Raw genomic sequence first — 23,908 nt, forward strand, 5'->3', positions numbered from 1 at the left:
GATTTTTGAGTGGGAACTTCGGTCGATCTTCTTTTAAAGGAATAGAATTTGAGAAAGGAGTGCAACAACGTATCGTTAATCAGAGTAGATACTACCCGGGAGATCCGTTGGAACGCGTTTCGCATTGTTGCCTTCGGAATTATCACGGTAAACCTGTTTCTTGAAAGTTCGCATCATAATATTACCGCTTATTCAATTGTTGCCTTTACCTATTTTCTTACTACGGTGACCGCCATAATTACCAGCCTTTACCGGCCAAGATGGCGCAATGCAACCATGATTTACATTTTAATTGATGCTATTTTGGTTTCGTTTGTACTTTATAGTAATTTGCTTGATATTGAAATGTCAGGAGACCACAATCTGACAACCACGAGCCTTGTAATTCCCTTTATTTTGCTAAACCATGTTGCTCTTCGTCAGGATCGAAAACGAGTTGTCCTTTTTTCATCCATAGTCTTCGTTGCATGGCTGGGAATATTGATTGTTCAGTCAATCTGGCATCACAATTTGGGGACGGTGTCCTTTTTCAGTAGTTTGTTTAACAAGGACCTGGGGTTGGCTGTAAGTTTTGGCTTCACCTCGTTAGCAGTTTACCTTTTTACAGCGGAGTTGCAGGCAACCAAGGTGCTGGCTCTTCAGTCTGACAAGATGCGCCTGAATCTATCCAGGTTTTTCTCGCCACAGTTGGCGACAACGCTACAGGAAAAAGGTAGCGGTCTAGAACTCATACCTAGTCATGCAGCAGTCATGTTTATTGATATTCGCGGCTTTACACGGATATCGGAAACTATTGCGCCGGAAACCTTGGCGAAAATTTTGGCGGAGTACAGACAGATCGCATCTCGGTCAATTTTCAACAACGGTGGTGTAGTCGACAAGTTTACCGGGGATGGAATTCTCGCGGTCTTTGGAATTCCGAAGGAAACTTATGATGATTGCGATAGGGCTCTGGCATGCGCACTTGAGATTTCAAGCTCGCTTGATAGTTGGTTCCTCGGAATGGAAAAATTTGTGGGGCAAAAGCTTTCAATCGGAATTGGGTTGCATTTTGGCGGCATTCTAAGTGGTGTCGTGAGGAGTGGGCACCATGATGAATTTACAGTTCTTGGAGACACTGTGAACGTGGCTCATCGATTAGAGCGAATTACCAAGGACCACGCTGCATCGATCGTCGTATCGATGGATTTGGTACATGCGTTGAAATTCGGTTTCCCATCCCAACAATTCATGCAGTTGAAAGGCACCAAACTGCCAGGACGGGATGCAAGACTGGATATATTGTACTTACCTAGAGCAAAGACACAGTAGGATGAGCCGTTGTCGGCGTCTTCGTTCGCGGTCTCTCATCGACCGCGCAAGCTTGCGCCTTGGCTGACAAATTGGTGGATTGGTTGTGTCGGCAGAGACGGCTAAATTGTGGTGGCTGAACCGGACGATCAAGCTGCTGTAAAATGATCTGGTGAGTTTCGATGTGACTGCTTCTTTCGCACGGGGCAGTCGTATCAGCGACGGTTTAGTCGAGTTGCTTGGTGGGTTTATCCGGACAGATTTACCATGGTTGCGGAAGTTAGAGGTTCTGCGTGCTTCAATCGCTCACATGGGGTTGGTGATTGTATCGAAACGTATCCTTGACCTTTGCGACGGAGCAGGTCGTATTGCCCGCGATGAAATGTTTGCATCAGCCTGATCTCGAGGTGGAGCGGAAAGACTTGATTTAGAGATCTTTCGTCGCGCTGGCAGCACGAAATCACTTGTGCGCTGAGGTTAGAACGCCGGCATTAGTTGCCTCAATGAACGTATTCATGCCGCCGCATAGTTCTTAGGTGATTTGTTTTTTTGGAACTCAAAATGTCGATGTTTAAGCAGCAATTCGGTGTGTTGACGGTCTTAACTGTTGTCGTTGGTCTAGGAACTATGTTCTTTGACAACGCGAGAGCTGCGACTTCCGAGACCATCTCGAAGCCAGCGGTAAGTGCCAGGCTTATCACGGTTCAAGATGGTGTTGCTGGTGGTATGTCTACGCTTTCTGCCGGCATTCAGATTGAACTGAATAAAGGTTGGAAGACGTATTGGCGCTCTCCGGGCGAGGTCGGTATTCCGCCTCAGGTTGATTGGTCTGCGTCTCAAAACGTAAAAAACGTTCGTTTCGAATGGCCGGCGCCTGAGCGTTTCACGGCATTTGGTATCGAAAACTTCGGATATAAAGGCGAGGTCGTTTTTCCACTTCAGATAAATTTGGAGCGACCTGGAGAAGCAACCCTCCTGTCGGCCAATGTCTCGCTTCTGGTCTGTTCAGATGTTTGTGTACCTGAAACTCTTCATTTATCCCTACTACTATCACCAGGAACAGGTATTGACCGCGTCTCGGGCTCCCTCATTGCCAAGTATGCTGACAAGATTCCGCTTGAAGGTGCCGAGACAAGTATCACGGAGGCCGCTGCATTTCTGGATGAGAACCGCACTGAGTTGGTTATCAACTTGGTGGCTACGGAGCTATTTCAAGATCCAGATGTTTTTCCCGAACTGGGCTCCGGAATAGCGCTTGGAAAACCGGATATCCGTCTGGGAGACGGGAAAAAAAGGCTCTGGGCGCGTTTTCCCGTTCTCTCTTTTGAAGAAACTGCCTTTCGTCATACGTCACTAACAATTACGGACGGGCAGGAGCGTGCCGTCACCGTATCGCCAAAAATGGTATCAGCTGTTCCTGCGCCCCCATTCAGTATGGCGGCGCTTGCCCCTGGTGTCGATGAAGTGGCCTGGATTGCTTTGATCGCCTTCATTGGCGGATTGATCCTGAATGTCATGCCGTGCGTTTTGCCGGTTCTTTCGATTAAGTTGTCCTCGGCGTTGAAGCATCAGGGTCGGAATATGCAGTCAGTCAGAGGCGGCTTTCTTGCAGCTGCCTTCGGCGTAATGATTTTCGTTTGGGGACTTGCCGGCGCACTTTTTGCGTTGCAGCGCATGGGTATTGCTGTTGGTTGGGGGCTCCAGTTTCAAAATCCCGTCTTCCTTGCCTTCATGGCAGTCGTACTTGTCGTTTTCACCGCCAATCTGTTTGGTCTATTCGAAATCTCGCTTCCAACCTCCATACAAAGCTGGCTCTCTACCAAAGGGACGGGCAGAGGATATTGGGCTGACTTTCTGACGGGGCTGTTCGGTGCTGTCCTGGCTACGCCCTGTTCGGCTCCGTTTCTGGGGACAGCCGTCGCCTTTGCGCTCGCTGGACGCGGGCTCGATATTCTAATCGTATTCACAAGTCTGGGATTGGGGTTGGCGGTACCCTATCTGGTCGTTGCGGCTTTACCTGGATTGGTCAACGTTCTTCCAAAGCCAGGACGATGGATGGTCTATCTGAAGTTTTTGCTCGGACTCATGCTGGGCGGAACAGTTCTTTGGTTGCTCTTGGTTCTGAAAGGTGTTGCAGGCTTCCCGGCATCAGTTGCCGTTTGGTTATTTGCGACTGCGCTGGTTTTCGTGCTGTCTTGGCGGCGGAGCGCATTTTGGATCCGGCTGATCGCCGGTGGAACTCTGGCTAGCCTGGCGTTAGCCGCCCCCGTTGCGCTTTCACAGGCACAACAAAAGGCGCCTCACGAGCTTCCAGCTTTGAAATGGGTCCAATTCGACCGGGGAGAAATTGCACGTCTGGTTTCTCGGGGACAGGTGGTCTTTGTGGATGTGACGGCAGATTGGTGCATTACGTGTAAAGCAAACAAGGCTCTGGTCATCGAACGTGATCCTGTGCTTTCTGCTCTTGGAACGGAAAACGTTACCGCGATGCAGGCGGACTGGACGCGGCCCGACGAAGGGATTTCCCGCTACCTTGCGTCGTTCGGCCGATTTGGCATTCCCTTTAATGCAGTTTACGGACCGAGCGCTCCGCAAGGGATCGTGTTATCGGAACTGCTCACCTCGTCGGAGATCATAGATGCTCTCAGGATTGCGAAGGGTTCTTCTATCGGGTTTAATCTCCGTCAGAATGAAAGGTCTAATTCCAAGTAGACATAGTAGTTTTCAGTCTGCATTGCCTGTCGATTAGAAATTATATTCGGATTTGATCGTAGATCTTGTTGTGCGAATGAGCGATCTACAGAATTGTGTCGCGTTGTATCAAAAGCCTCAATTGCGACGAGCCGATACAATCAGAATAGTGATGACGAGGCGTTTCTATGTTTTCGATAGTCTTACTCGAGAGCTTACGAGTTTGAAGGTGTATTGGACGATCCTGCCTGACACACGAGACAATAACACTCGAAACGGAGAGCGAAATGCAGATTGCGGCGATTCCCTTCCCGGAAATCAGCCCGGAACTTTTTTCGATTGAAATCGGCACCTTCAGATTTGCGCTACGTTGGTACGCTCTTGCTTATATTGCCGGTATCCTGATCGGCTGGCGTCTATGCGTTTCCTTGATCCGTAACGCCAAGCTTTGGCGACCCGGGAATCCCCCCATGACATCGGCGCAATTCGAAGATCTCATGATTTGGATCGTGCTCGGTGTCATACTGGGCGGGCGCCTTGGCTTCATCTTATTTTACCAGCCTGCATTCTATCTGCAGAACCCGCTTGAAATTCTGAAAGTGTGGCAAGGTGGAATGTCATTTCACGGCGGCTTTCTGGGCGTATCGATAGCAGTGCTCGTCTACTGCATCCGCTATCGCTTCCCGTTTTTCTCGATCACTGACCTTTTGGCGCTAGCCGCCCCTATCGGATTGTTTTTCGGCCGAGTTGCAAACTTCATAAATAATGAACTTTGGGGACGGCCGACGGAGGTTTGGTGGGGTGTCGTTTTTCCGGGAGAACTGGCACAGAGTTGTCCAGGCATAGAAGGTCTTTGCGCCCGTCACCCTTCCCAGCTTTACGAGGCTGTTCTCGAAGGCATCGTTCTGGGCGGATTGTTGCTGTATCTGGCTTTGAAACACGGCTCGTTGAAACGGCCTGGGGCCCTAACGGGCGTATTTCTGACCGGCTACGGAATCGCAAGGAGCTTGGTTGAACTTTTCCGGCAACCGGACGCGCAATTTATCACTCTTGGAAATCCGATCGGGCACGTTCTACATTTCGAAACTTGGGGCGTTACCATGGGACAATTGCTGTCACTACCAATGGTCATGGTTGGTCTTGGTTTAATCTGTATGCGGCCTCGTGGGCATCATGCGTCAGTCTCCTAGAGAAGGAGAAGAACCCGAGCGTCTACCTGTCAATTCCGTGTAACCGTCCGGTTCTGTAAAACAGCTTCTTGCTTCCCGGAAAATAGTCCATCCGGTTTCTCAACGTCGATCAGCTTGGCTTAGACCCACCGAGAGCGGGCTCACAACTCAAAGAGACCTAAAATGAAACGTAATACTGTTCTTCGTCTCCTGACAGCATCATCCCTCATTACACTTTCCATCGGAGTTGCCTTTTCGCAAACGGTCTACATTCCCGAGGGTAGTTCGAATTCCGTGTCGGTTGTGGATGTAAAAAGCGGATCTGTGGTGGGTCGGTTCACAAATGTCGAAGCTGCGCACGGGCTTTCGGTGGTAAAACACAAAAAAACTCTTGTTGCCGGTAGTCTTTCGGAAATTGGCGATGAAGCTGTTGATGAAAGCAAACCCGATACAATTACGAAAGAGGATCATGCAGCGCATCATTCATCCTCAAAGAAACAGGCAGGCACTCCGGTCGGGGCAGGCAAAAGCCTATTGAGCTTTCTGAATTTGGAGACCGGCGAGGTCGTGCGAAAGGTCGAAGTCCCAGGGGCTGTGCATCACGTTGCGGTTTCTCCCGATGAACGCTTCGCTGTTGCAACTCACCCGTCAAACGATGGCATATCGATCATCGATCTGTCCACTTTTGAACTAAAGACTTTTGTTCCAACAGGTGGCAACCCAAACTACCTGGCATTTGGTGGTGAGCCGGGTTCGGTCTACGTGTCAAATGCCGGCAACGGAACAATCAGTGAAGTCGATCTGGACCGTGGCATCGTTCGGCGAAACATGCTGGTCGGCCAGTCTCCGGAACATATGGCTGCAGATAGGTCATCTGGGAAACTTTATGTTGCCGACCCCACTGTCGGACAAGTGTTTGAATTGGCACTCAATACAGGCAACATTCAGCGTACCTTTGATATTGGCGGCGATATTCACGGTCTTGATCTGACGAACGACCAACAACGATTGCTTGTCAGCGTTACCGACGAGGACAAGATGGCGTCAGTCGATCTGGTCTCCGGAGACATTATCACAGTTTCCTTGTCACCTGCCCCCTATCATTTGACCACTGTAAGGGGGACGGATCGCGCCTTCGTTTCGTCAAGAGCCGAGCCCTTTGTCTGGGTTGTCGATCTGTCCGATCTGAGTATCGCAGATAAGATTGCCATTAAGGGTGAAGGCCATCAGATGTTCAGTTTGCGCTGAACGGATGAGCTTTCAACAAAAAGTCGGATGAATGATTTCGTAGTCTCTTCTCTACTGTCGAAAAAAGGGGGGCGGGAGCTCAAACGGCAAACATATGCGATATCGTCATTGTGGAAAAACACGTCTCCAGCATTAACGGAGACACGGAGATTTGGAATGAAAATATCTGAAAACCTGCCTAAATTTTTCGTTCTCGGCTTTTTTGGCCTTGGAATAGGCTTGTTCGTCTTCAGGGCCTTTCAGCCTGAAGCCGGGGTGAATAGTCTAACCGTACAGCTGCCAGCATTTTCAGGTGAAGCTGAAGCTGGAGAGGTACTTTTCAATGACAACTGCGCCGCATGTCATGGAGTGAATGCGACAGGAACGAAAAGCGGTCCGCCACTGCTTAATGACATCTACAACCCCGGACATCATCCGGACGAATCCTTTTATTCTGCTGCAAAGAAAGGCGTCAGGCGACATCATTGGTCCTTTGGCAACATGCCGAGTCAACCCCAGGTCACGCAAGACGAAGTGACTTTGATCATACGTTACGTCCGCGAACTGCAAACGGCGAATGGGATCACATACAAACCGCATACCATGTGACGCATACTCGATCATGTTGCAACGCTAGCGAGATTGGCGTTGATGGACGCACTGCAATCCATCTACGCCTGTCCGGGCATCAAACCGCAATCCCTATTTTTTGCGTTTCAGCGACACCGGTAGCCATTAATGCTCCTTAGCATTTTTTAGGTGCCATGTTGCTCTGAGCGCAGCTAACGCTGACCTGTCATCTCGCGCAATCTCCCCGCCGCGGCATGAACAAAGCGACTAAAGTTCCTTTAATCAAACGGGGTGTCGAGCCGGCATGAGCCGCGTATGCTGCCGTCCCTAAGAGAAGTAACAACGCCGCAGATCTAGAAGAAATTTGCCTCCTTTGTGTCTGTATCCCAATCGTCCAGAAAAACATTGATAGCAAAACATAGATCTGGCATGCGGCGCGAGCTCGATTGTATCGGGCAGTAGTAATTTGTCATTTTGATACAATCGGAGACAAAACGGCCTCTGACGAGCTGAGCGATTATCCAGTAAAACAAGACCATGTCAGAAGCAGCGCATATTCTGGTCGTCGATGACCATCAGCAAATTCGGGATAGCGTAACGTGCTTTCTCGAAAAGAATGGTCTTAGAGCATCATCAGCAAAAGATGCCCGCGAAATGGATGTAAAGTTGTCCAATGGCCATTATGATTTGATCGTGTTGGACGTGATGATGCCTGGAGAAAGCGGATTGTCCGTATGCCAGCGAATTTCAACAACACGTAAATTGCCGATCATCCTTCTGACTGCTCTTGGCGAAGATACCGACCGGATTGTCGGACTTGAAATCGGCGCGGACGACTATCTTGCCAAGCCGTTCAATCCGAGAGAGCTTCTCGCACGCATTAAGGCTATTCTTCGACGGGCAAACCAGCAGGAGAAACATGGAGGTGGGTTCGCCGGCAAAAAAATCCGCTTCGCGCATCTGATCTTGGATTCTGATCGTCGATCGTTGGTTGACACTTCAGGTGGCGAAACACCACTGACGACAGCGGACTACAAGCTTCTGATCGTGTTGCTGGAAAGAGCACGTATCGTGCTCAGCAGAGAGCAGTTGCTTGACCTGACAGCTGGAAAGTCCGCGGGCCCGCTTGACAGAATAATTGACAATCAGATCAGCAGACTAAGACGTAAGATTGAGCCCGATGTGCTTCGACCGAGCATAATAACAACCGTTCGATACGGCGGGTATTGCCTGTCCGCCGACGTCGAGGTGCTCGAATGATAAAGTGGCCGTTCAACACACTGATCGTTCAACTGACATTGTTGGTGATTGCCGCTTTGACCGCGGCCCAGGTGATTAGTCTTTGGTTGTTTGCAGATGAAAGAAGTCTCGCGATTCGGGCGGCGCTTGGATTTGAGGCAGCCGGAAGAGCGGCAAATGTTGCGCGGCTGTTGGAAAGCACACCGTCAGAGTTGCGGCCAGCGATTTTGGGAGCTGCAGATTCTCCCTTGGTTCGATTCGATGTTTCAACGAAGCCAGAGGTATCTGTTAGTGATTATTCAGACGGTGGTGTCATTGAAGCGCGTGTTCGCAAGCTTCTGGGAGACGGTTACAGTAAAGACATTCGAGTAGAGCTCCGGCAGATTGAAGGCAAGATACTTCCGCTGCCGCATTTGTCGGCAGAAATGGCCGAAATGCACAAGGCTATGATGCGGGGAGAGCTGTCGGCGGTTGAAATGAATCTGTCGATCGCCCTATCTGAAGGTCAATGGCTGAATGTGGGTACGCGCTTTGAACGCCCGCCACTGCAGTGGCCGTTTTTCGCCACACTGACCTTCGCTCTGACGGCTGCCCTAATTTTGATGGTCGTCTTCTGGTTTTTGCTCGCTCGCTTGACCGGGCCCCTGAGAAGACTGGTCTCTGCTGCCGACAAGTTGGGGCGCGGTGAAGAGGTCTCCGAACTTCCGGTTGCCGGTCCGTTGGAAGTGAAAAATCTTACCAGGGCGTTTAACCAAATGCAGGATAGGTTGACCCGGTTTGTCGCCGATCGGACGAAATTGCTGGCATCTCTGGGCCATGATTTGAAGTCCCCCCTCACAGCGATGCGCGTCCGCGCGGAGATGGTTGACGACGAAGAAACACGTACAAGCCTGGTCGCCTGTGTGGAGGAAATGCAATCTATGGTCGAATCAACCATAACCTTCGCACGAGGCCTCATAGGCTCGGAGAACACACAACTTATCGAAGTCGGAGAGACTCTAAGTTCGCTGCAAAAAAACGTTGTGGAGCCTTTCAGTTTCGAAAAGGACCGCGAGGTTCACATCCGTGTCCGTCCCTTGGCCTTTAGGCGCGCTTTACGAAATCTAATTGAAAACGCTCTCCGTTACGGCGGAAACGCCAGAGTGAACTACGAGGTTCAGGACCAAACTCTGCTGGTCAGTATTGAAGACGACGGGCCGGGCATACCTGAAGTCCAGCTGGAACAGGTTTTCGAACCGTTCTTCAGGCTAGAGGAATCAAGGTCACTTGAAACCGGCGGTCACGGCCTTGGCTTGTCCATTTCTCGGACCATCGCGCGTTCTCATGGTGGAGACATCTCGCTTTCAAACAGAGAAGGCAAAGGCTTGGTTGCCCAGTTAAGAATTCCGCTTTCCGAAGATTCTCTTACGCCAGAGCTGAAGGAAAGTGCAGGCAATGCGGGATTCGTAAAAACAGGATGCTGACATGACACCTGAAATTGGTCATTTTGCGCTGGCCTTGGCGCTGGCACTTGCACTCGTCCAGAGCATCGTGCCGATCGTAGGCGCTGTGCGGGGAAATCTGATATGGATGCGGACAGCCCGCTCACTCTCAATTGGTCAGGTTATCTTCACATTAATGGCCTTTGGCGCCTTGATGCAGGCATTCATCGTCAGTGATTTCACTGTTCGCAATGTTGCAGAAAACTCCCATTCACTTAAACCACTCCTGTTTAAAATTGCGGGTACCTGGGGTAGTCACGAAGGTTCGCTTCTTCTGTGGGTCCTTATCCTGACAATATTTGGGGCAGGTGTCTCTCTCTTCGGCAGAAATATTCCTGAAGCCACGAAGGCTCGTGTACTTGCTGTTCAGGCTTGGATCAGTGTCGGGTTTCTCTCCTTTTTGCTCCTGACGTCTAATCCGTTTGAACGGATATTTCCTCCACCCAGCGATGGAAACGACCTAAACCCTCTCCTCCAGGACGTGGGCCTCGCGATGCACCCGCCGCTGCTTTATTTCGGATATGTCGGCTTCTCTATTGTCTTTTCATTCGCTGTTGCAGCTTTGCTTGAAGGCCGGATTGACGTTGTTTGGGCACGTTGGGTGCGTCCTTGGACGCTCGCTGCTTGGGTTAGCCTCACCGCTGGCATCGCGCTGGGGTCCTGGTGGGCATATTACGAGCTAGGGTGGGGTGGTTGGTGGTTTTGGGACCCGGTTGAAAACGTAAGTTTTATGCCTTGGTTGCTTGGTACTGCATTGCTACACTCCGCTATTGTTACCGAGAAGCGCGATGCCTTCAAAAGCTGGACAGTACTGCTGGCAATATTGACGTTTTCACTCTCGCTGCTTGGAACATTCATCGTCCGCTCTGGCCTTTTGACATCGGTTCATGCTTTCGCTGTTGATCCCGAACGAGGGCTCTACATTCTGATGCTACTTGCATTGTCCATCGGAGGTTCGCTGCTGCTTTTTGCTTGGCGGGCGCCTACCATGGAACCCGGTGGGCTTTTTAAGCCCATCAGCAGAGAGGCTGGTTTACTTCTGAATAACTTAATCTTGGCAGCTGCCACCGGGATTGTTTTGTTTGGAACTCTTTACCCCCTGTTTCTAGAGGCAGTTAGTGGTGAAAAGGTCTCTGTCGGGCCTCCCTTTTTCAATTCCGCTTTTATTCCGATGATGCTGCCACTCGTTTTTTTCATGGGGCTGGGGCCGTTTCTTTCATGGAAACGAGCGGATCTTGCAGGAGTAGTGCAGAGGCTTAAATTCGTTGCACTCATTTGCGTAGCTGCAACGCTGATCGTCTGGTACGTGGCGCGCGGCGGTCCGGTTCTGGCATATGCAAGCCTTCTTCTCGCATTCTGGCTCGCCTTTGCGACAGTGCGGGAATGGATGTCGCGGATTCGCCTTTTCGAAGTGCCGTTCGCGGTGGCGATGCGGAGAGCCTACGGGCTCCCTAGAGCTGCTCACGGAATGACTGCTGCACATTTGGGGCTTGCGATCGCGATGTTCGGATTTATCGGTTCGAGCGCGTGGAAGTCTGAAGAAGTCGTCTTCGTCAAACCCGGTTCTTCAGTTTCTATTGCGGGCTTTGAGGTGTCGTTCCTGGGCGTGGATAAAATTCGCGGACCAAATTACATCGCTAACCGTGGCGTCCTTCTTGTCGAGAGAAATGGCCAGTTCGTGACAACATTATATCCGGAACGCAGAAACTACCCAGTTGCCCAAAGTTCTACGACTGAATCTGCAATTCGCTCTACTCTCGCGGGCGACCTTTATGCGTCGATTGCAGAGCCCGCGGCAGAACAGGCGGGTACGTCGGACACCTGGACTCTCCGGATACTGTACGAGCCGTTGGTCAATTTCATCTGGCTGGGGGCGTTGATGCTGGTCCTTGGTGGTTGTTTGTCATTGACTGACAGACGCCTGCGCATTGGAGCTCCAAAGAAAACCAAGATCGCGTGTGAAGTCGTTCCAGCGGAGTGAACAATGAACCGATTACTTGCAATTGTCCCCTTGCTGATTGCCTTAATTGTTGGCGCTTTTTTTCTCTGGGGACTGAATCCGGAACGCGATCCGAATGAGATCCCGTCTGTTCTGATATCTCAACCTGCTCCCGAGTTTGCGCTTGAACCTGTCGCGGGAATATCAGTTCCGGGTCTCTCGCGAGAAGATTTACTGAACAATGAAAATCCTGTGGTCGTGAACGTCTTCGCATCATGGTGTGTTCCATGTCGTGCGGAGCATGCGGTTCTCACAAACCTGGTTGATCGTGACGGAATTCAGTTATTCGGCATCAATTACAAAGACAAACCGGAAGACGCAGCGCGATGGCTGGCTGAGTTGGGAAACCCCTATAAGCGGATTGGTGCTGACACGACAGGTCGCGCGGGGATTGAGTGGGGAATATCCGGTGTTCCCGAAACCTTTGTCGTTGGGTCGGATGGTATTGTTCTGTTCCGGTACGTTGGTCCGATCGTCGGAGAGGTGGCGATAAGCAAATTCCGGGCGGCACTGGTTGAAGCCGGTGTGCTCAGGGTGGGGAATAGCTGATGCGGTTTATTCCGGTTCTCACACTGCTCTTTGTTTTTTCAACGGCCTTCGCAATGGCAGTTGAGCCTGACGAAAAATTATCCGACCCCGTTCTGGAAGCAAGAGCTAGAACGATTTCTAAGGAACTGCGATGCGTAGTCTGCCAGAACCAGGATATCGACAGTTCGAACGCAGGTGTCGCGCGCGACCTGCGCCTATTGGTACGCGAACGGCTTAAAGCCGGAGACAGCAACCAAGAGGTGATTGCGTTCATCCAGGCACGTTACGGCGACTATGTTTTACTGCGGCCTCCATTCAAGCCAACGACATATGCCCTCTGGCTCTCACCGCTAGTTTTGGTGATGATAATTCTTGCATTTGGGTGGCGAATACTTACGAGGTTCAGTCGAAAAAATTCGTTGAATACGCTGACCGTTGAAGAGGAAGCGCTGGTTGAACGCTTCGTTGCGGACCACAGGAATGGAGGCAAGAAATGATCTGGCTCACTATCGCAGCACTGTCGTTGTTGGCCGTTTTGTTTGTTCTTGCACCACTTCTTTGGAAGAAAAGGACTGAAGTTACAGATGAACAAGTAACGCCTTCAATTCTTGTTGACCAACTCGATGAGTTGGAAAGAGACAGCGAATCTGGCCTCATCTCCGAGAGTGAGGCAGATGCTGCCAGGCACGAAATCAAGCGGCGAATAGTCTCCGCAGCCCGTCGCAGCAAAAAAACGCGATCAGAGCCTGTCTCAAAGGGAAGCTTGGGACTCGTGTTTTGTGCGATCTTGGTGCCGGCAATTGCAGTTGGGTACTACGTGGTTAGGGGATCGCCAGCGCTTCCCGGAATTGCGTATGCTGACCGCAATGGAGAACGGGAGGAAGCCGCGAAGGTTGCAGCACTGGTTGAACGACTGCTTTTACGGTTACAACGAGATCCGAACGGCGGCGACGCCGAAGGCTGGCTGCTTCTCGGTCAAACCTATTTGCGGTTGGACCGTCTTGAAGAGGCTGTGCAAGCCTTGGAGGAGGTCTCTAACCGCGACGGCAACACGTCGGCAAGCTGGTCAATGCTCGCTGAAGCATTGGTCAGAATTGAACAAGGCATAGTTACTCCCCGTGCTGAGCGCGCGATTGAAAAAGCTTTGGAAATGAATCCGGAAAATCCGGCAGCAGTTTTCTATAAGGCTCTTGCCCTGTCGCAATCGGGCCAGGACCAGGATGCCTACGAACTGCTTGTTACTAGGTTAGAATTGGCTCGTGCTTATGAACCATGGATGAACCCGCTTGTCGAACAAGCAAACAGAGTTGGCAAGTCCGAGGGCAAGCCGCGCCTTACAGTTTCTGATTTTGTTGACGTCAACGAAGTCGGCCCAACAGCTGCAGATATTATAGCCGCAACGGAATTGAGTGACGAAGACCGCAGTGATTTTATCAGGTCCATGGTCGAACGCCTGGCCGGTCGGCTCGAGAGCGAGCCAGGCGATCTCGATGGCTGGCTGAGACTTGCAAATGCATACACGGTTCTTGGTGAACGCGAACAAGCTATAGGAGCTTTTGAACGAGCAAATGCGTTGCTTTCCAGTACGTCCTCGAACGACCCGAGGCGATTAAAGGTCAAAAAGGCGCTTGCGGATCTCAAGGGATGAATCGAACCGACGCTGCTGTGCAGGTAGTGGCTGCGCCTAGACATTTTGAACGACACCGCGACGCGCCAATTTGCAGGTCTTCGCATTCCATTTTGAATGCCATAAAACGGTTTAAGTGCTAAAAAGGGAGCACTCATAGCAACAGTTCATTACTTGGAAAGTCAACAGCTCCTAGTCAGCAAAAGCAGAAGTGAAACATGAGTTTGTTGAGGCTAAATCTTAACTGTGTTTTCCTGGAAAGATGATGTCCTGATCAACGAGGATGTTGAAATTATACCCCGGTCGGATCTGCAGTGTCGGCTGGACATCGAGGTTCTTGCTAATAGTCCGCTCAACCACCCTGCCGAACACTTCCGCAAAGTTTCGGCGGGCAGCATCGGACGCAGTCTCCTGGGTGGCAAGCGTAGAGCTTTCCGGTACTGCCATATCGATCCCCGTTCCGATAATCGCAAGAAGTGCTGCGGATCCAAAAGTCCGAAGGTAATGATTGTTCACCTTGTCCTTGAAACCGCCATAGCCTTCACCATCGACTCCCCCCATTGAGCCGATCTGCAAGGTGGCGCCGTTCGGGAAAACAATATCCGTCCAGACGACCAGAACCCGGTTTTGACCAAACGACACATCGGAGTCGTACCGGCCGAACAGCTTGGTTCCTTGAGGGATCAGAAGCATATGGCCTGTTGCGCTGTCATAGACGTTCTGTCTGACCTGGCCAGTGATCCGGCCGGGAAGATCTGAATTGATACCGGTGATCAGCGTTGCCGGAATCACGGATCCACGCTTCAATTCATAGGGCGACTGCTGAGGAACCACGCGGTTCGCTAGATATCCAGCTTCGGAAATGTCCTGGTTGAAAAAGGCTTGTTTGCCGTATTGCCCGTTGGGATCGGCATTGGCAGTCCCGCCTTGAGCCGCCTGCAGGGCAGCTGACAGGAGATCAGGAGACGTTGGACCTCGCGTAAAGGTGCCGTTACCCGTTTGATTGCCCTGGGTGGTTTGAACCCCCTCCCCCTGGCCTTGCAGGTCGCTCAGATTCACGGTGGTGGGGCTGTCATGGGCGGCATCGATTGATTGAAGCCGCTTCATCCGTTGCCGATGCATCTCCTGCAGTTGTTGTTCCTCAAACCGCTGGTCCAGTTGAGCACGCCAATCCGGTTCGGATTGCTGAGGGGGAATGGTCTCGTCGGGGTTGCCTGGTTCCGGTTGAAACGGGTTCCCGAATGGCCTCTGAACTTGAACTGTCTCGGGGACCGCGGCTCTGACCGGGTCTGGTTGAACCGCTGCAATAAGCTGACTGGGAGGATCAATGACGCCGTTGCTGATGCCGGCTTTGAGCTGATCCGCAAAGCCACTCGCCGGCGCGCCGCCTTCGTCTCCGGCGACATTGTCGCCTGAGTTGATGCCACGGTTGGCAAGGCCGATGATGATCACGACGCCGAACACGACGACAAGCCCGACGAACAAGAAAATGGGAAGTTTGTTCAGGCGCCGGATCTTGGGGGCGTCATCGGGCCGGATATCGCCACCCGCCAGATGCACGTTCGAATCCGAATTGTTCATGAGTGCACGCCTCTAGACAGTTCTGGTCAAAACGGAAACCGGGCTCGTCGGTGATGCTCCGCTTGGCGTTGCCTGATAGGTCCGTGCCAATTCGACAGTTGGCGTGGTGAGACGAGCGAAGATCTGCCCTGCATCGGAATCGATCGTGTAGGCCAGGGGAATGATGTTATCGCCTGATGGCTGTTGATCCGCTTCGGCGACCGCGTACCCCCATCCGCGCAAGGAATTTTCCAAGGCCAGGGCGAACTCTGAATTGTCAGCCTTGAGGGCAATGGTTCCCGTTCCTGCCCCGACATGCTCGGAGAGTTTCGCAACCATATCGCCGGCGACGATGCTCGCAGCGGAAGGAGACAGATTGGCGGCATCAATGCTTGTTGTTGGGTTGAACCAACCACTTTCCGACGTCATACAGCCAGCCATCGGCGTTGCCAGAACAGAAATGCCAATGGCCTTTAGAATTGAGCGGCGCGTGTGCGACATGGTCACCCTCCTCTGTTGATACGAATTTTTTGCTGGCTGTAGCCAACACCAGAAACGAGCACCGCCTGGTCGATCATGTAGTCCACGATCATGAGGCTGCCCTTCAGGCGATAATTGACGATCTGGTTCTGTCCGCCGGCGGTGACATAAAGAACCGGGGCATCACCGGACGCCATTCCACTCGGAAATTGGATGTAGGTCTTGAGACCGTCCGAATAGACGCGCGTCGGCCGCCAGCGGGCTTGACCATGAACATGGAATTTGAAGTCCAGGTTTTCGGCCGGGACGCCTGCACCCGGAATGGTGTTGGCTTCGAGCTGTCGATTAGCCGCCTCGAACTTGGCCTGGATATCTTCCGGGTAATCGAAGCCTACCCGGGCCATGTAACGGTGACTGTCGCTTTGAAGTTTGATCTGATAGGTGCGCCTCGACGTCGTCACCACCATCGATGTGACAAGTCCGGGTTCTGTCGGCTTGATGATCAGGTGAACCGAGTTTCCGGTCGGGCCTCCAGATGTTGCAGGATCCACCTTCCAGCGAACCGTATCCCCGACCATGACGTTGCGAACAGCTTCCCCGGGCTGCAATTCGATGTCGCAGACCTGCAGGGGAGCACAGACAACGGTCGGCTGAACCTGACCATAGAGATAGATCACCTTGCCGTCCGGACCTTTGGTGATGACGCCGCGACCATTGCGCCAGTCGCTCGACAGACCAAGGGCCCGCAGTTCCTTAGCTGTGTAGTCTGCAGCCAAGGCTTGAACAGGTAAGGCGGTGATGGCTGTCGCAGCCGCGAGCATACTCATGCCGGCGCGCAGCCAGTTTTTCTGAAACATATTTCTTACTCTTTGAGTGTGCGAATTGCTTACAGCTGGGCGGTCCAGTCGAAGTCCTTGAGATAAAGACCGATCGGGTTGAGCCGGATGATCGCTTCGTCCTGCGGAGGCGAGAGCGTGACATTTGCTACCCCGCGCCAGCGCTTCGTTTGAAGCTCCTTGCCCTTCCGGTCCCGTTCGATTTCTGTCCAGTCGATCTGATAGGATTGATTGGAGAGCGGCACGATGCTCGTCACCTCGACGGAGACAGTGCGGGATTGCGCCCGGTCGAAAGGAGAGTTCGTCCGGTAGAAATTGTTGACCTTCTGGGTGGCCACATCTGTCTGCCGCAGCATCGCATAGACCCGGTCGATGTAGCCCTTCGCAACGACCGTATCTGGCGTGACAGAGCGGAAAGTCGCAATCCAGGCTCCGAGCATGGAGCGGACGACACGCTCATCGGCATATTCGATCTGAGCCGGGAAGCCGCCGATCGCAGGCGTGCCGAGTTTGTCCACCTCGACGATATACGGGACCAGTTTGACCTGAGTGCTCTGGTAGAGCGCAAAGCCGAAGCCGATTGTCGCCATCGCCAAGGAAATAAGACCGACACCCTGCCATACGCGGGCGGTACGGATGTACGATCCGTATCGCTCGTTCCATTCCATCCGCGCGGCAAGATAGGGATTATCAATTGAAGTATGTTTTGCCATCTATTTGCCTATTGCTCAGGAGGATTTGGGCGAAGACCCGCCGCCAGTTGGCTTGTTCGGCAGGGATTGCCGCAGTTTGTGATTGGCGAGACCTAGCGCCGAGGCGTTTCCTGCATGAGGCGCGCCAGAGAGCTTGTCTGCGGCAGCTGATGAAAGGGCTGCAAAGGGAGCCATAGCGGCCTGCGCCGCAGCTTGCCCTCTCGAAGATCCATCGTTCCTGGCGGTTTCGTATGCTGCCTTCGCACCGGCGGCCATTTGAGCGCTGCCGATAGCGGTTCCGGCAGCGAAAGTGCTGGTCTGTGTTCCGTGACGAATGACTTCCATACCATTGCTGACGGAAACGCCTTGGACGACACCCTGAATGATCTGTGGGACGTAGATAGCGATCATGAAAATCACGACCGATATGCCGGCGATTGTTAGAGCTGCAATGAACTCGTCATCTGGAGATACGTTTTGTGCTAATCCGATAAGGGTGTCAGATCCAATTTTTGCGATCATCACGAGAGCCATAAGCTTCATGCCGACCGAGAACGAATAGACCAGGTATCTGATAGCGAAATCTTTGGTATGCGAGGAACCTCCCAAGCCGAGCATGATAATGCCCGCCAGTATTCCAATATACATTTCGGCCATCACTGCGACGAAAATTGCAGCGACAAGGGAAAAGCAGATGACCACCACGACCATTGCTATGACCGAAGCAATCGCGAGGCCGTTATCTGCCAATAGACCGAACTGTACATTGTTGGACATGATGCCGGCGACGGTAATCCCAGCGTTGAAAATGTTAGCAGGTGAAGCAGATCCACCTCCGGCACCGATCTGAAAAAGACTGTCTACAATCGCCTGAGCGAAACTCGGCCCATTGGTGAGCACGAAGGCAAAAAAGCCGACGAACATGACACGGCGAATGAGCTCTGAGACCCAGGTTTCCAAAGAGGCGGCCTGAACGGCCAGCCAGACGGCCGCTATGCCAAATTCAATTCCAGCAAGGATCCAAAATAGCGAACGAGCGGCATCGGCTATCGTCGTTTGCCATCCTTGTGCCGCCGCTTGTATCTGATTTTGGACAGTCGACAATATTGTGCCGTCTTGTGCCAGTGCCATGCTTGATCCGAAAAACAGGCTCAAAATGGCTGTAAACAGAACAATCCGTTTTTTGGTGGTCATCAGTTCCCACCTTTCGAATTGCCGAAATCAGGTTTCATTTCTTGCCCACCCGTCATGGGGTATTTGGTGGGATCAAAGGCGGTTGACCTATTTTCGTATTTCTCCTGCTTGGTTTCAGATTTGCCTTGAAATACAAAGATAAAGGTCGCGATCGCTGTAGCACTCAAAATCAGTAGAGCGACTATGAAGATATAAGATTTGTTCATTTTCAGAACTCTACTTTCATTTCTTGCCCGCCCGTCATGGGTGGAAGTGTGGAATTGAAGAATTTTTCCCTTTTCGTCTGAGCGAGATCGCTCTTCGTCTGCTCGGACTGGTACCAGGTGCCCATCATGGTCATCTGCTGGGAGACAAGACCGCGAAGCTTCTGCATCTGTTCGACTTGCTGGGCTGCAATCTCATGACCCACTTGCAGGGCCTGCTTTTGGCCTTCGGCGGACTGAGAATGCTGCCGGAGCTGGCGCATGGTGTCCTCTTCGGTCGCGAACTGGTCTGAGGTGTATCCGGCCGCTTTCAAGGTCGAGGAGATCGTGTCCCGATTGGTATCGGACCAGCCTTGGTACATGGCCGAAAACGACTGTCCGTCCGGCAGGCCGTTCTTCGCGAAGTCGGCGTAGCTCTGGAACCGCTGCTTCAGCGTGTCGTCGAGGTTGCCCATTGAGAACGCCATGGCCTGACCCTTCTGAACCAGGCTCTGCAGTTGACCGAGGTTCTGTTCAACCTCACCCCAAACCTGCATCGGCAGGGAGAGCGTGTTCTGCAGCATGTTCTCGTAGATGGAGATCTGGTTTTCGATCATCTGGATCTGGTTGCCGATTTGCTGCACCTGATTGGCAATCTGCTCGGCGTTCTGACCGCCGAGGGCAATAAGCTCGCTGTTGTTGAGGATCTGGGTGAACTCGGTCGCACCGGTGACCGCGCCACCAGCCTGGACCGGTCCTGCAATTCCGATCACACAAAGAACGCTGGCGAGCGATCTAGCCAAGAAGCTGTTCGGCATTGGCAATTCCTCTTTGCTTGAGCCATTCGGCGGGCCATTTGTCGCCGTGGTGGAGGTGAAGGTCTTCGATGCGCTTGAGATCGTCCTTCGCGGACGCGCCAACGAAGGACAGCGTGATCGGGCCGAGCGCCATGTCGAAGAGCCGGCGCCCATCCGGAGACGTGACGTAGTACTCGCGCTTCGGGATCGCCGAGGCGATGATTTCAATTTGTTGGTCGTTGAAGCCGAGCTTTTCGTAAAACGCGCGGGTCCCGGAAATCCTCGCCTCGCCATTGGGCAGGCAAACCTTTGTCGGGCAGCTTTCTTTCAGAACGTCGATGATGCCGGATCTGTCGGCATCCGAGATCGATTGCGTTGCCAGGACCACCGCGCAATTGGCCTTGCGCAGAACCTTCAGCCATTCCCGGATCTTGTCGCGGAACACCGGATGACCGAGCATCAGCCAGGCCTCGTCCAGGATAAGCAGGCTTGGTGTCCCAATCAGGCGCTTCTCAATACGGCGGAACAGATAGAGCAGGACCGGGATCAGGTTCCGGTCACCCATATTCATCAGCTCCTCAATCTCGAAGGTCTGGAACCTGGAGAGCGAGAGGCCGTCTTCTTCGGCGTCGAGGAGCGAGCCCATCGGGCCGTCCACCGTGTAATATTGCAGCGCGTCCTTGATCTCCCGGTTCTGGACGCCCGACACGAAATCGGTGAGCGACCGGCGCTGAGACTTCGACATCAGGTTAATCTGCGTGGTGATGGCGTTCCGGTGCTCCGGCAGGACCTTCACGCCCTGCATTTCGATCAGGGTTTCCAGCCACTCGGCAGCGAACGCCTTGTCGGTGTCGTCCTCGAGTGATGAGAGCGGTGCAAAGGAAAGGGTGTCCGACCTGCCGACGTCATAGTGATCCGCGCCGACGGCAAGCGTCAGCGGATACATCGACTTGCCCTTGTCGAAGACAAACACTTGGGCGTTCTCATAGCGCCGGAACTGAGCTGCGATCAGCGCCAGAAGCGTCGATTTACCCGAACCTGTCGGCCCGAAGATCAGCGTATGCCCCAGATCCCCGACATGGAGATTGAACCGGAACGGCGAGGAGCCGGACGCCACCTGCATGAGGGGCGGCGATCCAACTGGGTAAAAGGGGCATGGCGCTTCCGGCGATCCGGCCCAGACGGAATTGAGCGGAGCCAGATCCGCGAGATTGCGTGTGCTCACCAGCGGCTCGCGAACGTTGGCATAGGAAACGCCCGGCAGACTTCCCAGGAATGCCTCGGTGGTGTTCAGGGTTTCTATGCGGCCGCCAAAGCCTTCGTTCTGCACGAGCCGGCGCACCGCCTCGCACTTCTCCTGAAGCCGCGCCTGGTTCGTGTCGAAGAGCACAATGACAGGCGTGTAGTGGCCGAAGGCGACGAGTTGCGAGTTCGCCTCGGCAATCGCGTCCTCGGTTTCCCCGACCATCACCATGGCGTCTTGATCGAGCGATCCGGAATTGGTCTTGAAGAGCTGGTCCATCAGCGGCCGCACCTTCTGCAGCCACTTCTTGCGTGTCTTTTCCAACACCGAGCGCGCCTCGATCGGATCGAGAAATATGAACCGGCTCGACCAGCGATAGGTGATCGGCATCAGATCGAGCGCGTTGAGGATCCCCGGCCAGCTTTCGGCCGGGAACCCGTCGATCGCCACGACACCGACATAGGTGCCGTCGATGATGGGGTTGAGACCGTGATGGAATTCCGCCGTCACCAGATAGTCGAGATACATCGCAATGTCAGGCAAGCGGATCGGATGGTTTTCTCCGATCAGCGCGAAGCGTGCGAACTGCAGGAGATCATCGTAACGGCCACGCCTCTCCCCTGCCCTCCCCGCTTCTATTTCCGGCACTTCATGGGTTTCCATGCGCCGGATCGAGACGACATTCGCCATATACTGCTCAAATTCCCGGATCGTCGTCTTGAAGTGCTCAAGCGTCCGGGAGGCAATAGACGTGTTGCGGCTGGCGTCGTCCGAATAGATGTATTTCACCAGTTTGGACTTGTTTTTCTCCGGCGGCCGGTAGGTCAGGATGATGGCGTGCTGGCTCTCAAAATGCCCCTCCCCGGCTTCGAACCGCTGGCGGCGCTCGTCATCGATCAAAGCCGTGACGGGGTCCGGAAAATGCGAGCTTTCCCTGTCCGGATATCCGGTTGAGGGAATGCGAACCGCTTCCATCTGGATCATCCAGCCGTTGCCGAGGCGGGCGAGAACCGAGTTGATCTGTCTGGAAACTTCGTTCCGCTCAGACGCGGTCGAACTCTCGCTGTCCGGCCCGGCAAAATACCAGCCGGCCATCAGGCCCCCGTCCTTCAGGAGCACAATGCCGTTGTCGACCAGCGCCGCGTAAGGGAGCAGGTCGGAAAAGGACGGCGCAACGTGCCGGAATTTTTTGAGGGCAACCATGTTCAGTATTTCCGCCAGGGCGTGGATGTCGGCCGGTAATAGGCGCGGTATTTGACGTGCCGCAGATAGACAGCGCGCATCAGAGGGTCCGCCTTGGCCATCATCCGCAGCACGCCAACCACCACGATCCAGATCGCGATGCCGAGCACGGCGGCATAGGGCTTCAGGATCACGAAAATCAGAATGACCGAGGCAAGACCGGTCACGAGCACCAGCTCGCGGTCTGCCCCGAACAGCAATGTCGGGCGAGAAAGAGCGCGGTGGATCCGCGCTCTGTTGAGGCCCGGCGCGTCAGTCACGAGCCGGGTCCACGGTTGCCGCGTTCCCTTCCGGAGCAATGCCGATGGAGGCACCGGAGGAACCAAACAGGCCGACGATAGTGGACGCGCCGAGCAGGACCCCGAGAACCAGAACCACGTAGGCCAGGCGGCGGGCAAAGTCGTTGAGTTCACCGCCGAAGATCAGCATCGCGCCGGCGATCGCCACCGCGATCAGGCCAACGGCGCCAGCGACAGGACCGTTGATGGAGGCCTGGATTTGCTGAAGCGGGCCTTCCCAGGGAAGCGAGCCGCCGCCGGAGGCGAAGGCTGGTTCAATTAGGTACAGTCCTGCACCGGCGAGAAAGAGAAGAAATACAAAATTACGCGACATGAAGAGTCCCTTGTCTGTCGTTGGAATTTTTGTTGAGGAACTGAGATGCAACTGCTGAGCGGATGTCATAGGTGCCGTCCCGAAAGCCGGACACAGTCACGATGTCCCGAACGATGCGCCCGTGTTCGGGGGAGCGCTCGATCGAGACGATGAGGTCAACCGCTTCCGCTATGACTTGGGGCATCGGCTGCTGAGACACTTCGGCGATCAACTGTTCAAGGCGCGTCAGTGCGGTGAAGGCATTGTCGGAGTGAACCGTGGCGATGCCGCCCGGGTGGCCCGTGTTCCATGCCTTGAGCAGTGTCAGAGCCGCACCGTCGCGCACTTCGCCGACAATGATCCGGTCTGGTCGCAAGCGCATGGTCGATTTCAGGAGCCGTTGCATGTCCACGGTGTCGGACGTGTGCAGGATCACGGCGTTCCTGGCCGCACACTGGATTTCCGCTGTGTCTTCCAGAATGACAAGGCGGTGATCCGGAGCAACGGACACCATTTCGCCAATGATCGCGTTCGTCAGGGTCGTTTTGCCGGTGCCAGTGCCGCCCGAAACCAGAATGTTTTTCCGGCCGGCAACCGCATCACGGATCACGGTGGCTTGGCCGTCCGTCATCACGCCATCCTCGACGTACCTGGAAAGCGGGATGAGCAGCGATGCCTTCTTGCGGATCGTGAAGGACGGCTTGGAAACGACCGGTGGCAGAAGACCCTCAAAACGATGACCGCCTATCGGCAGCTCGCCGGAAATGATCGGCTTGTCAGAGGTGATTTCCGTGCCGAGCGCATGGGCGACCTTGCCCATGATGATCTGGGCGTCATGGGGCGTCATCTCGCCGGAGGGCTCCATTCCCTTCCCGACGCGTTCGATGAACAACTGTCCGTCCGGGTTGAGCATGATCTCAACGACAGTGTCGTCCGACAGCGCCGACAGGATCGTAGACCCCAGCGAGTCTCCCAGCCCGGCGATAAGCCTGCGACGGCTTTCACCGTTCCTCAATGTCCCCTCCCCTACCGGTGAAAGCTGAGATGTTCAGGGGATCGTGCGGCCTCGCCGAGACAGCATTTATCGGACCGGGCATGAGGGTATGCCCAGGCTCTCCGGAGGTCATTCGGAGTGTCCTTTTATATTTGAGATCAATAAGATACGACTACAGCAATCAGTGGTTGATTACCTTGCGAGAGGGCGCAACCCAACACGGAACGAAGTGTCATCGCAAGGTTGAGAAAAAGTTTTCCACACCTAAGGAGAGTT

22 protein-coding genes are annotated in these 23,908 nt (G+C 53.6%); 11 read left to right on the top strand and 11 right to left on the bottom strand.

All coding sequences use genetic code 11. The annotated features are described in order from the left end of the window. Positions 1 to 48 precede the first annotated feature (48 nt). From O6760_RS32220 to ccmI, 11 genes are all read left to right on the top strand, one after another. Positions 49 to 1,311 (top strand): adenylate/guanylate cyclase domain-containing protein, encoded by a 1,263-nt coding sequence (locus O6760_RS32220; protein ID WP_083660785.1) that lies wholly within the window; start codon positions 49 to 51, stop codon positions 1,309 to 1,311. A gap of 528 nt (positions 1,312 to 1,839) precedes the next feature. Next, positions 1,840 to 4,002, top strand: a complete 2,163-nt coding sequence (locus O6760_RS32225; RefSeq protein ID WP_208992418.1) for a protein-disulfide reductase DsbD family protein — start codon at positions 1,840 to 1,842, stop codon at positions 4,000 to 4,002. Positions 4,003 to 4,268: 266 nt separating this feature from the next. Continuing rightward, positions 4,269 to 5,171 (top strand): prolipoprotein diacylglyceryl transferase, encoded by a 903-nt coding sequence (lgt, locus tag O6760_RS32230; protein WP_075283999.1) that lies wholly within the window; start codon positions 4,269 to 4,271, stop codon positions 5,169 to 5,171. Positions 5,172 to 5,333: 162 nt separating this feature from the next. Then, positions 5,334 to 6,398 carry a YncE family protein gene (locus tag O6760_RS32235; protein WP_075284000.1) on the top strand — a complete coding sequence of 355 codons (1,065 nt, stop codon included), beginning with the start codon at positions 5,334 to 5,336 and terminating at the stop codon, positions 6,396 to 6,398. Between the two features lie 156 nt (positions 6,399 to 6,554). Further along, positions 6,555 to 6,986: a cytochrome c gene (locus O6760_RS32240; protein ID WP_075284001.1), complete on the top strand. Its 432-nt coding sequence runs from the start codon at positions 6,555 to 6,557 to the stop codon at positions 6,984 to 6,986. 498 nt (positions 6,987 to 7,484) lie between these two features. Continuing rightward, positions 7,485 to 8,207, top strand: a complete 723-nt coding sequence (locus O6760_RS32245) for a response regulator (RefSeq protein ID WP_075284003.1) — start codon at positions 7,485 to 7,487, stop codon at positions 8,205 to 8,207. Beyond that, complete coding sequence (locus tag O6760_RS32250) at positions 8,207 to 9,649, top strand: ATP-binding protein (RefSeq protein ID WP_416384231.1); 1,443 nt, start codon at positions 8,207 to 8,209, stop codon at positions 9,647 to 9,649. The genes O6760_RS32245 and O6760_RS32250 overlap by 1 nt, the downstream gene beginning before the upstream one ends. Position 9,650: 1 nt before the next feature. Further along, on the top strand, positions 9,651 to 11,648 hold the full coding sequence (locus O6760_RS32255) for a heme lyase CcmF/NrfE family subunit (protein ID WP_209171644.1): 1,998 nt from the start codon (positions 9,651 to 9,653) through the stop codon (positions 11,646 to 11,648). Between the two features lie 3 nt (positions 11,649 to 11,651). After that, positions 11,652 to 12,215 (top strand): DsbE family thiol:disulfide interchange protein, encoded by a 564-nt coding sequence (locus tag O6760_RS32260; protein WP_075284006.1) that lies wholly within the window; start codon positions 11,652 to 11,654, stop codon positions 12,213 to 12,215. Next, positions 12,215 to 12,691 (top strand): cytochrome c-type biogenesis protein, encoded by a 477-nt coding sequence (locus O6760_RS32265; RefSeq protein ID WP_075284007.1) that lies wholly within the window; start codon positions 12,215 to 12,217, stop codon positions 12,689 to 12,691. The genes O6760_RS32260 and O6760_RS32265 overlap by 1 nt, the downstream gene beginning before the upstream one ends. Further along, positions 12,688 to 13,842 carry a c-type cytochrome biogenesis protein CcmI gene (gene ccmI / locus O6760_RS32270; RefSeq protein WP_075284008.1) on the top strand — a complete coding sequence of 385 codons (1,155 nt, stop codon included), beginning with the start codon at positions 12,688 to 12,690 and terminating at the stop codon, positions 13,840 to 13,842. The genes O6760_RS32265 and ccmI overlap by 4 nt, the downstream gene beginning before the upstream one ends. A gap of 219 nt (positions 13,843 to 14,061) precedes the next feature. On the opposite strand, the gene trbI is transcribed toward ccmI, so the two are convergent. Genes trbI through trbB form a run of 11 tightly spaced genes read right to left on the bottom strand, consistent with a single transcriptional unit; the run spans position 14,062 to position 23,653 of the window. Continuing rightward, positions 14,062 to 15,402, bottom strand: a complete 1,341-nt coding sequence (gene trbI / locus O6760_RS32275; RefSeq protein ID WP_269586469.1) for an IncP-type conjugal transfer protein TrbI — start codon at positions 15,400 to 15,402, stop codon at positions 14,062 to 14,064. Positions 15,403 to 15,414: 12 nt separating this feature from the next. Next, on the bottom strand, positions 15,415 to 15,882 hold the full coding sequence (trbH, locus tag O6760_RS32280) for a conjugal transfer protein TrbH (protein WP_209171674.1): 468 nt from the start codon (positions 15,880 to 15,882) through the stop codon (positions 15,415 to 15,417). Between the two features lie 2 nt (positions 15,883 to 15,884). Further along, complete coding sequence (gene trbG, locus O6760_RS32285) at positions 15,885 to 16,718, bottom strand: P-type conjugative transfer protein TrbG (RefSeq protein WP_209171675.1); 834 nt, start codon at positions 16,716 to 16,718, stop codon at positions 15,885 to 15,887. A 29-nt stretch (positions 16,719 to 16,747) separates the two neighbouring features. Next, positions 16,748 to 17,410, bottom strand: a complete 663-nt coding sequence (gene trbF, locus O6760_RS32290) for a conjugal transfer protein TrbF (protein ID WP_209171676.1) — start codon at positions 17,408 to 17,410, stop codon at positions 16,748 to 16,750. 15 nt (positions 17,411 to 17,425) lie between these two features. Continuing rightward, the gene (gene trbL / locus O6760_RS32295; protein ID WP_209171677.1) at positions 17,426 to 18,583 is read right to left on the bottom strand and encodes a P-type conjugative transfer protein TrbL; all 1,158 of its coding nucleotides are present in this window, start codon (positions 18,581 to 18,583) and stop codon (positions 17,426 to 17,428) included. Next, on the bottom strand, positions 18,583 to 18,789 hold the full coding sequence (locus tag O6760_RS32300) for a DUF2749 domain-containing protein (protein ID WP_075284014.1): 207 nt from the start codon (positions 18,787 to 18,789) through the stop codon (positions 18,583 to 18,585). The genes trbL and O6760_RS32300 overlap by 1 nt, the downstream gene beginning before the upstream one ends. A gap of 2 nt (positions 18,790 to 18,791) precedes the next feature. Then, positions 18,792 to 19,583: a P-type conjugative transfer protein TrbJ gene (gene trbJ, locus O6760_RS32305; protein WP_075284015.1), complete on the bottom strand. Its 792-nt coding sequence runs from the start codon at positions 19,581 to 19,583 to the stop codon at positions 18,792 to 18,794. Further along, positions 19,561 to 22,008, bottom strand: a complete 2,448-nt coding sequence (locus tag O6760_RS32310) for a conjugal transfer protein TrbE (protein ID WP_269586470.1) — start codon at positions 22,006 to 22,008, stop codon at positions 19,561 to 19,563. Before O6760_RS32310 ends, trbJ begins: the two co-directional genes overlap by 23 nt. A 2-nt stretch (positions 22,009 to 22,010) precedes the next feature. Then, positions 22,011 to 22,307, bottom strand: a complete 297-nt coding sequence (locus tag O6760_RS32315; protein ID WP_075284017.1) for a conjugal transfer protein TrbD — start codon at positions 22,305 to 22,307, stop codon at positions 22,011 to 22,013. Then, positions 22,300 to 22,659 carry a TrbC/VirB2 family protein gene (locus O6760_RS32320; protein WP_075284018.1) on the bottom strand — a complete coding sequence of 120 codons (360 nt, stop codon included), beginning with the start codon at positions 22,657 to 22,659 and terminating at the stop codon, positions 22,300 to 22,302. Before O6760_RS32320 ends, O6760_RS32315 begins: the two co-directional genes overlap by 8 nt. Next, on the bottom strand, positions 22,649 to 23,653 hold the full coding sequence (gene trbB / locus O6760_RS32325; RefSeq protein WP_075284019.1) for a P-type conjugative transfer ATPase TrbB: 1,005 nt from the start codon (positions 23,651 to 23,653) through the stop codon (positions 22,649 to 22,651). Before trbB ends, O6760_RS32320 begins: the two co-directional genes overlap by 11 nt. Positions 23,654 to 23,908 lie beyond the last annotated feature (255 nt).

Origin of the sequence: Roseibium sp. Sym1, from assembly GCF_027359675.1 — a bacterium.
Classification (GTDB): domain Bacteria; phylum Pseudomonadota; class Alphaproteobacteria; order Rhizobiales; family Stappiaceae; genus Roseibium.

Bases quoted from the DNA above. Each gene is read 5' to 3' on its own strand.
- trbH (WP_209171674.1), bottom strand. From the start codon at position 15,882: ATGTCGCACACGCGCCGCTCAATTCTAAAGGCCATTGGCATTTCTGTT.
- O6760_RS32265 (WP_075284007.1), top strand. From the start codon at position 12,215: ATGCGGTTTATTCCGGTTCTCACACTGCTCTTTGTTTTTTCAACGGCC.
- O6760_RS32260 (WP_075284006.1), top strand. From the start codon at position 11,652: ATGAACCGATTACTTGCAATTGTCCCCTTGCTGATTGCCTTAATTGTT.
- trbJ (WP_075284015.1), bottom strand. From the start codon at position 19,583: ATGCCGAACAGCTTCTTGGCTAGATCGCTCGCCAGCGTTCTTTGTGTG.
- O6760_RS32310 (WP_269586470.1), bottom strand. From the start codon at position 22,008: ATGGTTGCCCTCAAAAAATTCCGGCACGTTGCGCCGTCCTTTTCCGAC.
- O6760_RS32240 (WP_075284001.1), top strand. From the start codon at position 6,555: ATGAAAATATCTGAAAACCTGCCTAAATTTTTCGTTCTCGGCTTTTTT.
- trbG (WP_209171675.1), bottom strand. From the start codon at position 16,718: ATGTTTCAGAAAAACTGGCTGCGCGCCGGCATGAGTATGCTCGCGGCT.
- O6760_RS32235 (WP_075284000.1), top strand. From the start codon at position 5,334: ATGAAACGTAATACTGTTCTTCGTCTCCTGACAGCATCATCCCTCATT.
- trbI (WP_269586469.1), bottom strand. From the start codon at position 15,402: ATGAACAATTCGGATTCGAACGTGCATCTGGCGGGTGGCGATATCCGG.
- trbL (WP_209171677.1), bottom strand. From the start codon at position 18,583: ATGACCACCAAAAAACGGATTGTTCTGTTTACAGCCATTTTGAGCCTG.
- O6760_RS32300 (WP_075284014.1), bottom strand. From the start codon at position 18,789: ATGAACAAATCTTATATCTTCATAGTCGCTCTACTGATTTTGAGTGCT.
- ccmI (WP_075284008.1), top strand. From the start codon at position 12,688: ATGATCTGGCTCACTATCGCAGCACTGTCGTTGTTGGCCGTTTTGTTT.
- O6760_RS32320 (WP_075284018.1), bottom strand. From the start codon at position 22,659: ATGTCGCGTAATTTTGTATTTCTTCTCTTTCTCGCCGGTGCAGGACTG.
- O6760_RS32245 (WP_075284003.1), top strand. From the start codon at position 7,485: ATGTCAGAAGCAGCGCATATTCTGGTCGTCGATGACCATCAGCAAATT.
- lgt (WP_075283999.1), top strand. From the start codon at position 4,269: ATGCAGATTGCGGCGATTCCCTTCCCGGAAATCAGCCCGGAACTTTTT.
- O6760_RS32255 (WP_209171644.1), top strand. From the start codon at position 9,651: ATGACACCTGAAATTGGTCATTTTGCGCTGGCCTTGGCGCTGGCACTT.
- trbF (WP_209171676.1), bottom strand. From the start codon at position 17,410: ATGGCAAAACATACTTCAATTGATAATCCCTATCTTGCCGCGCGGATG.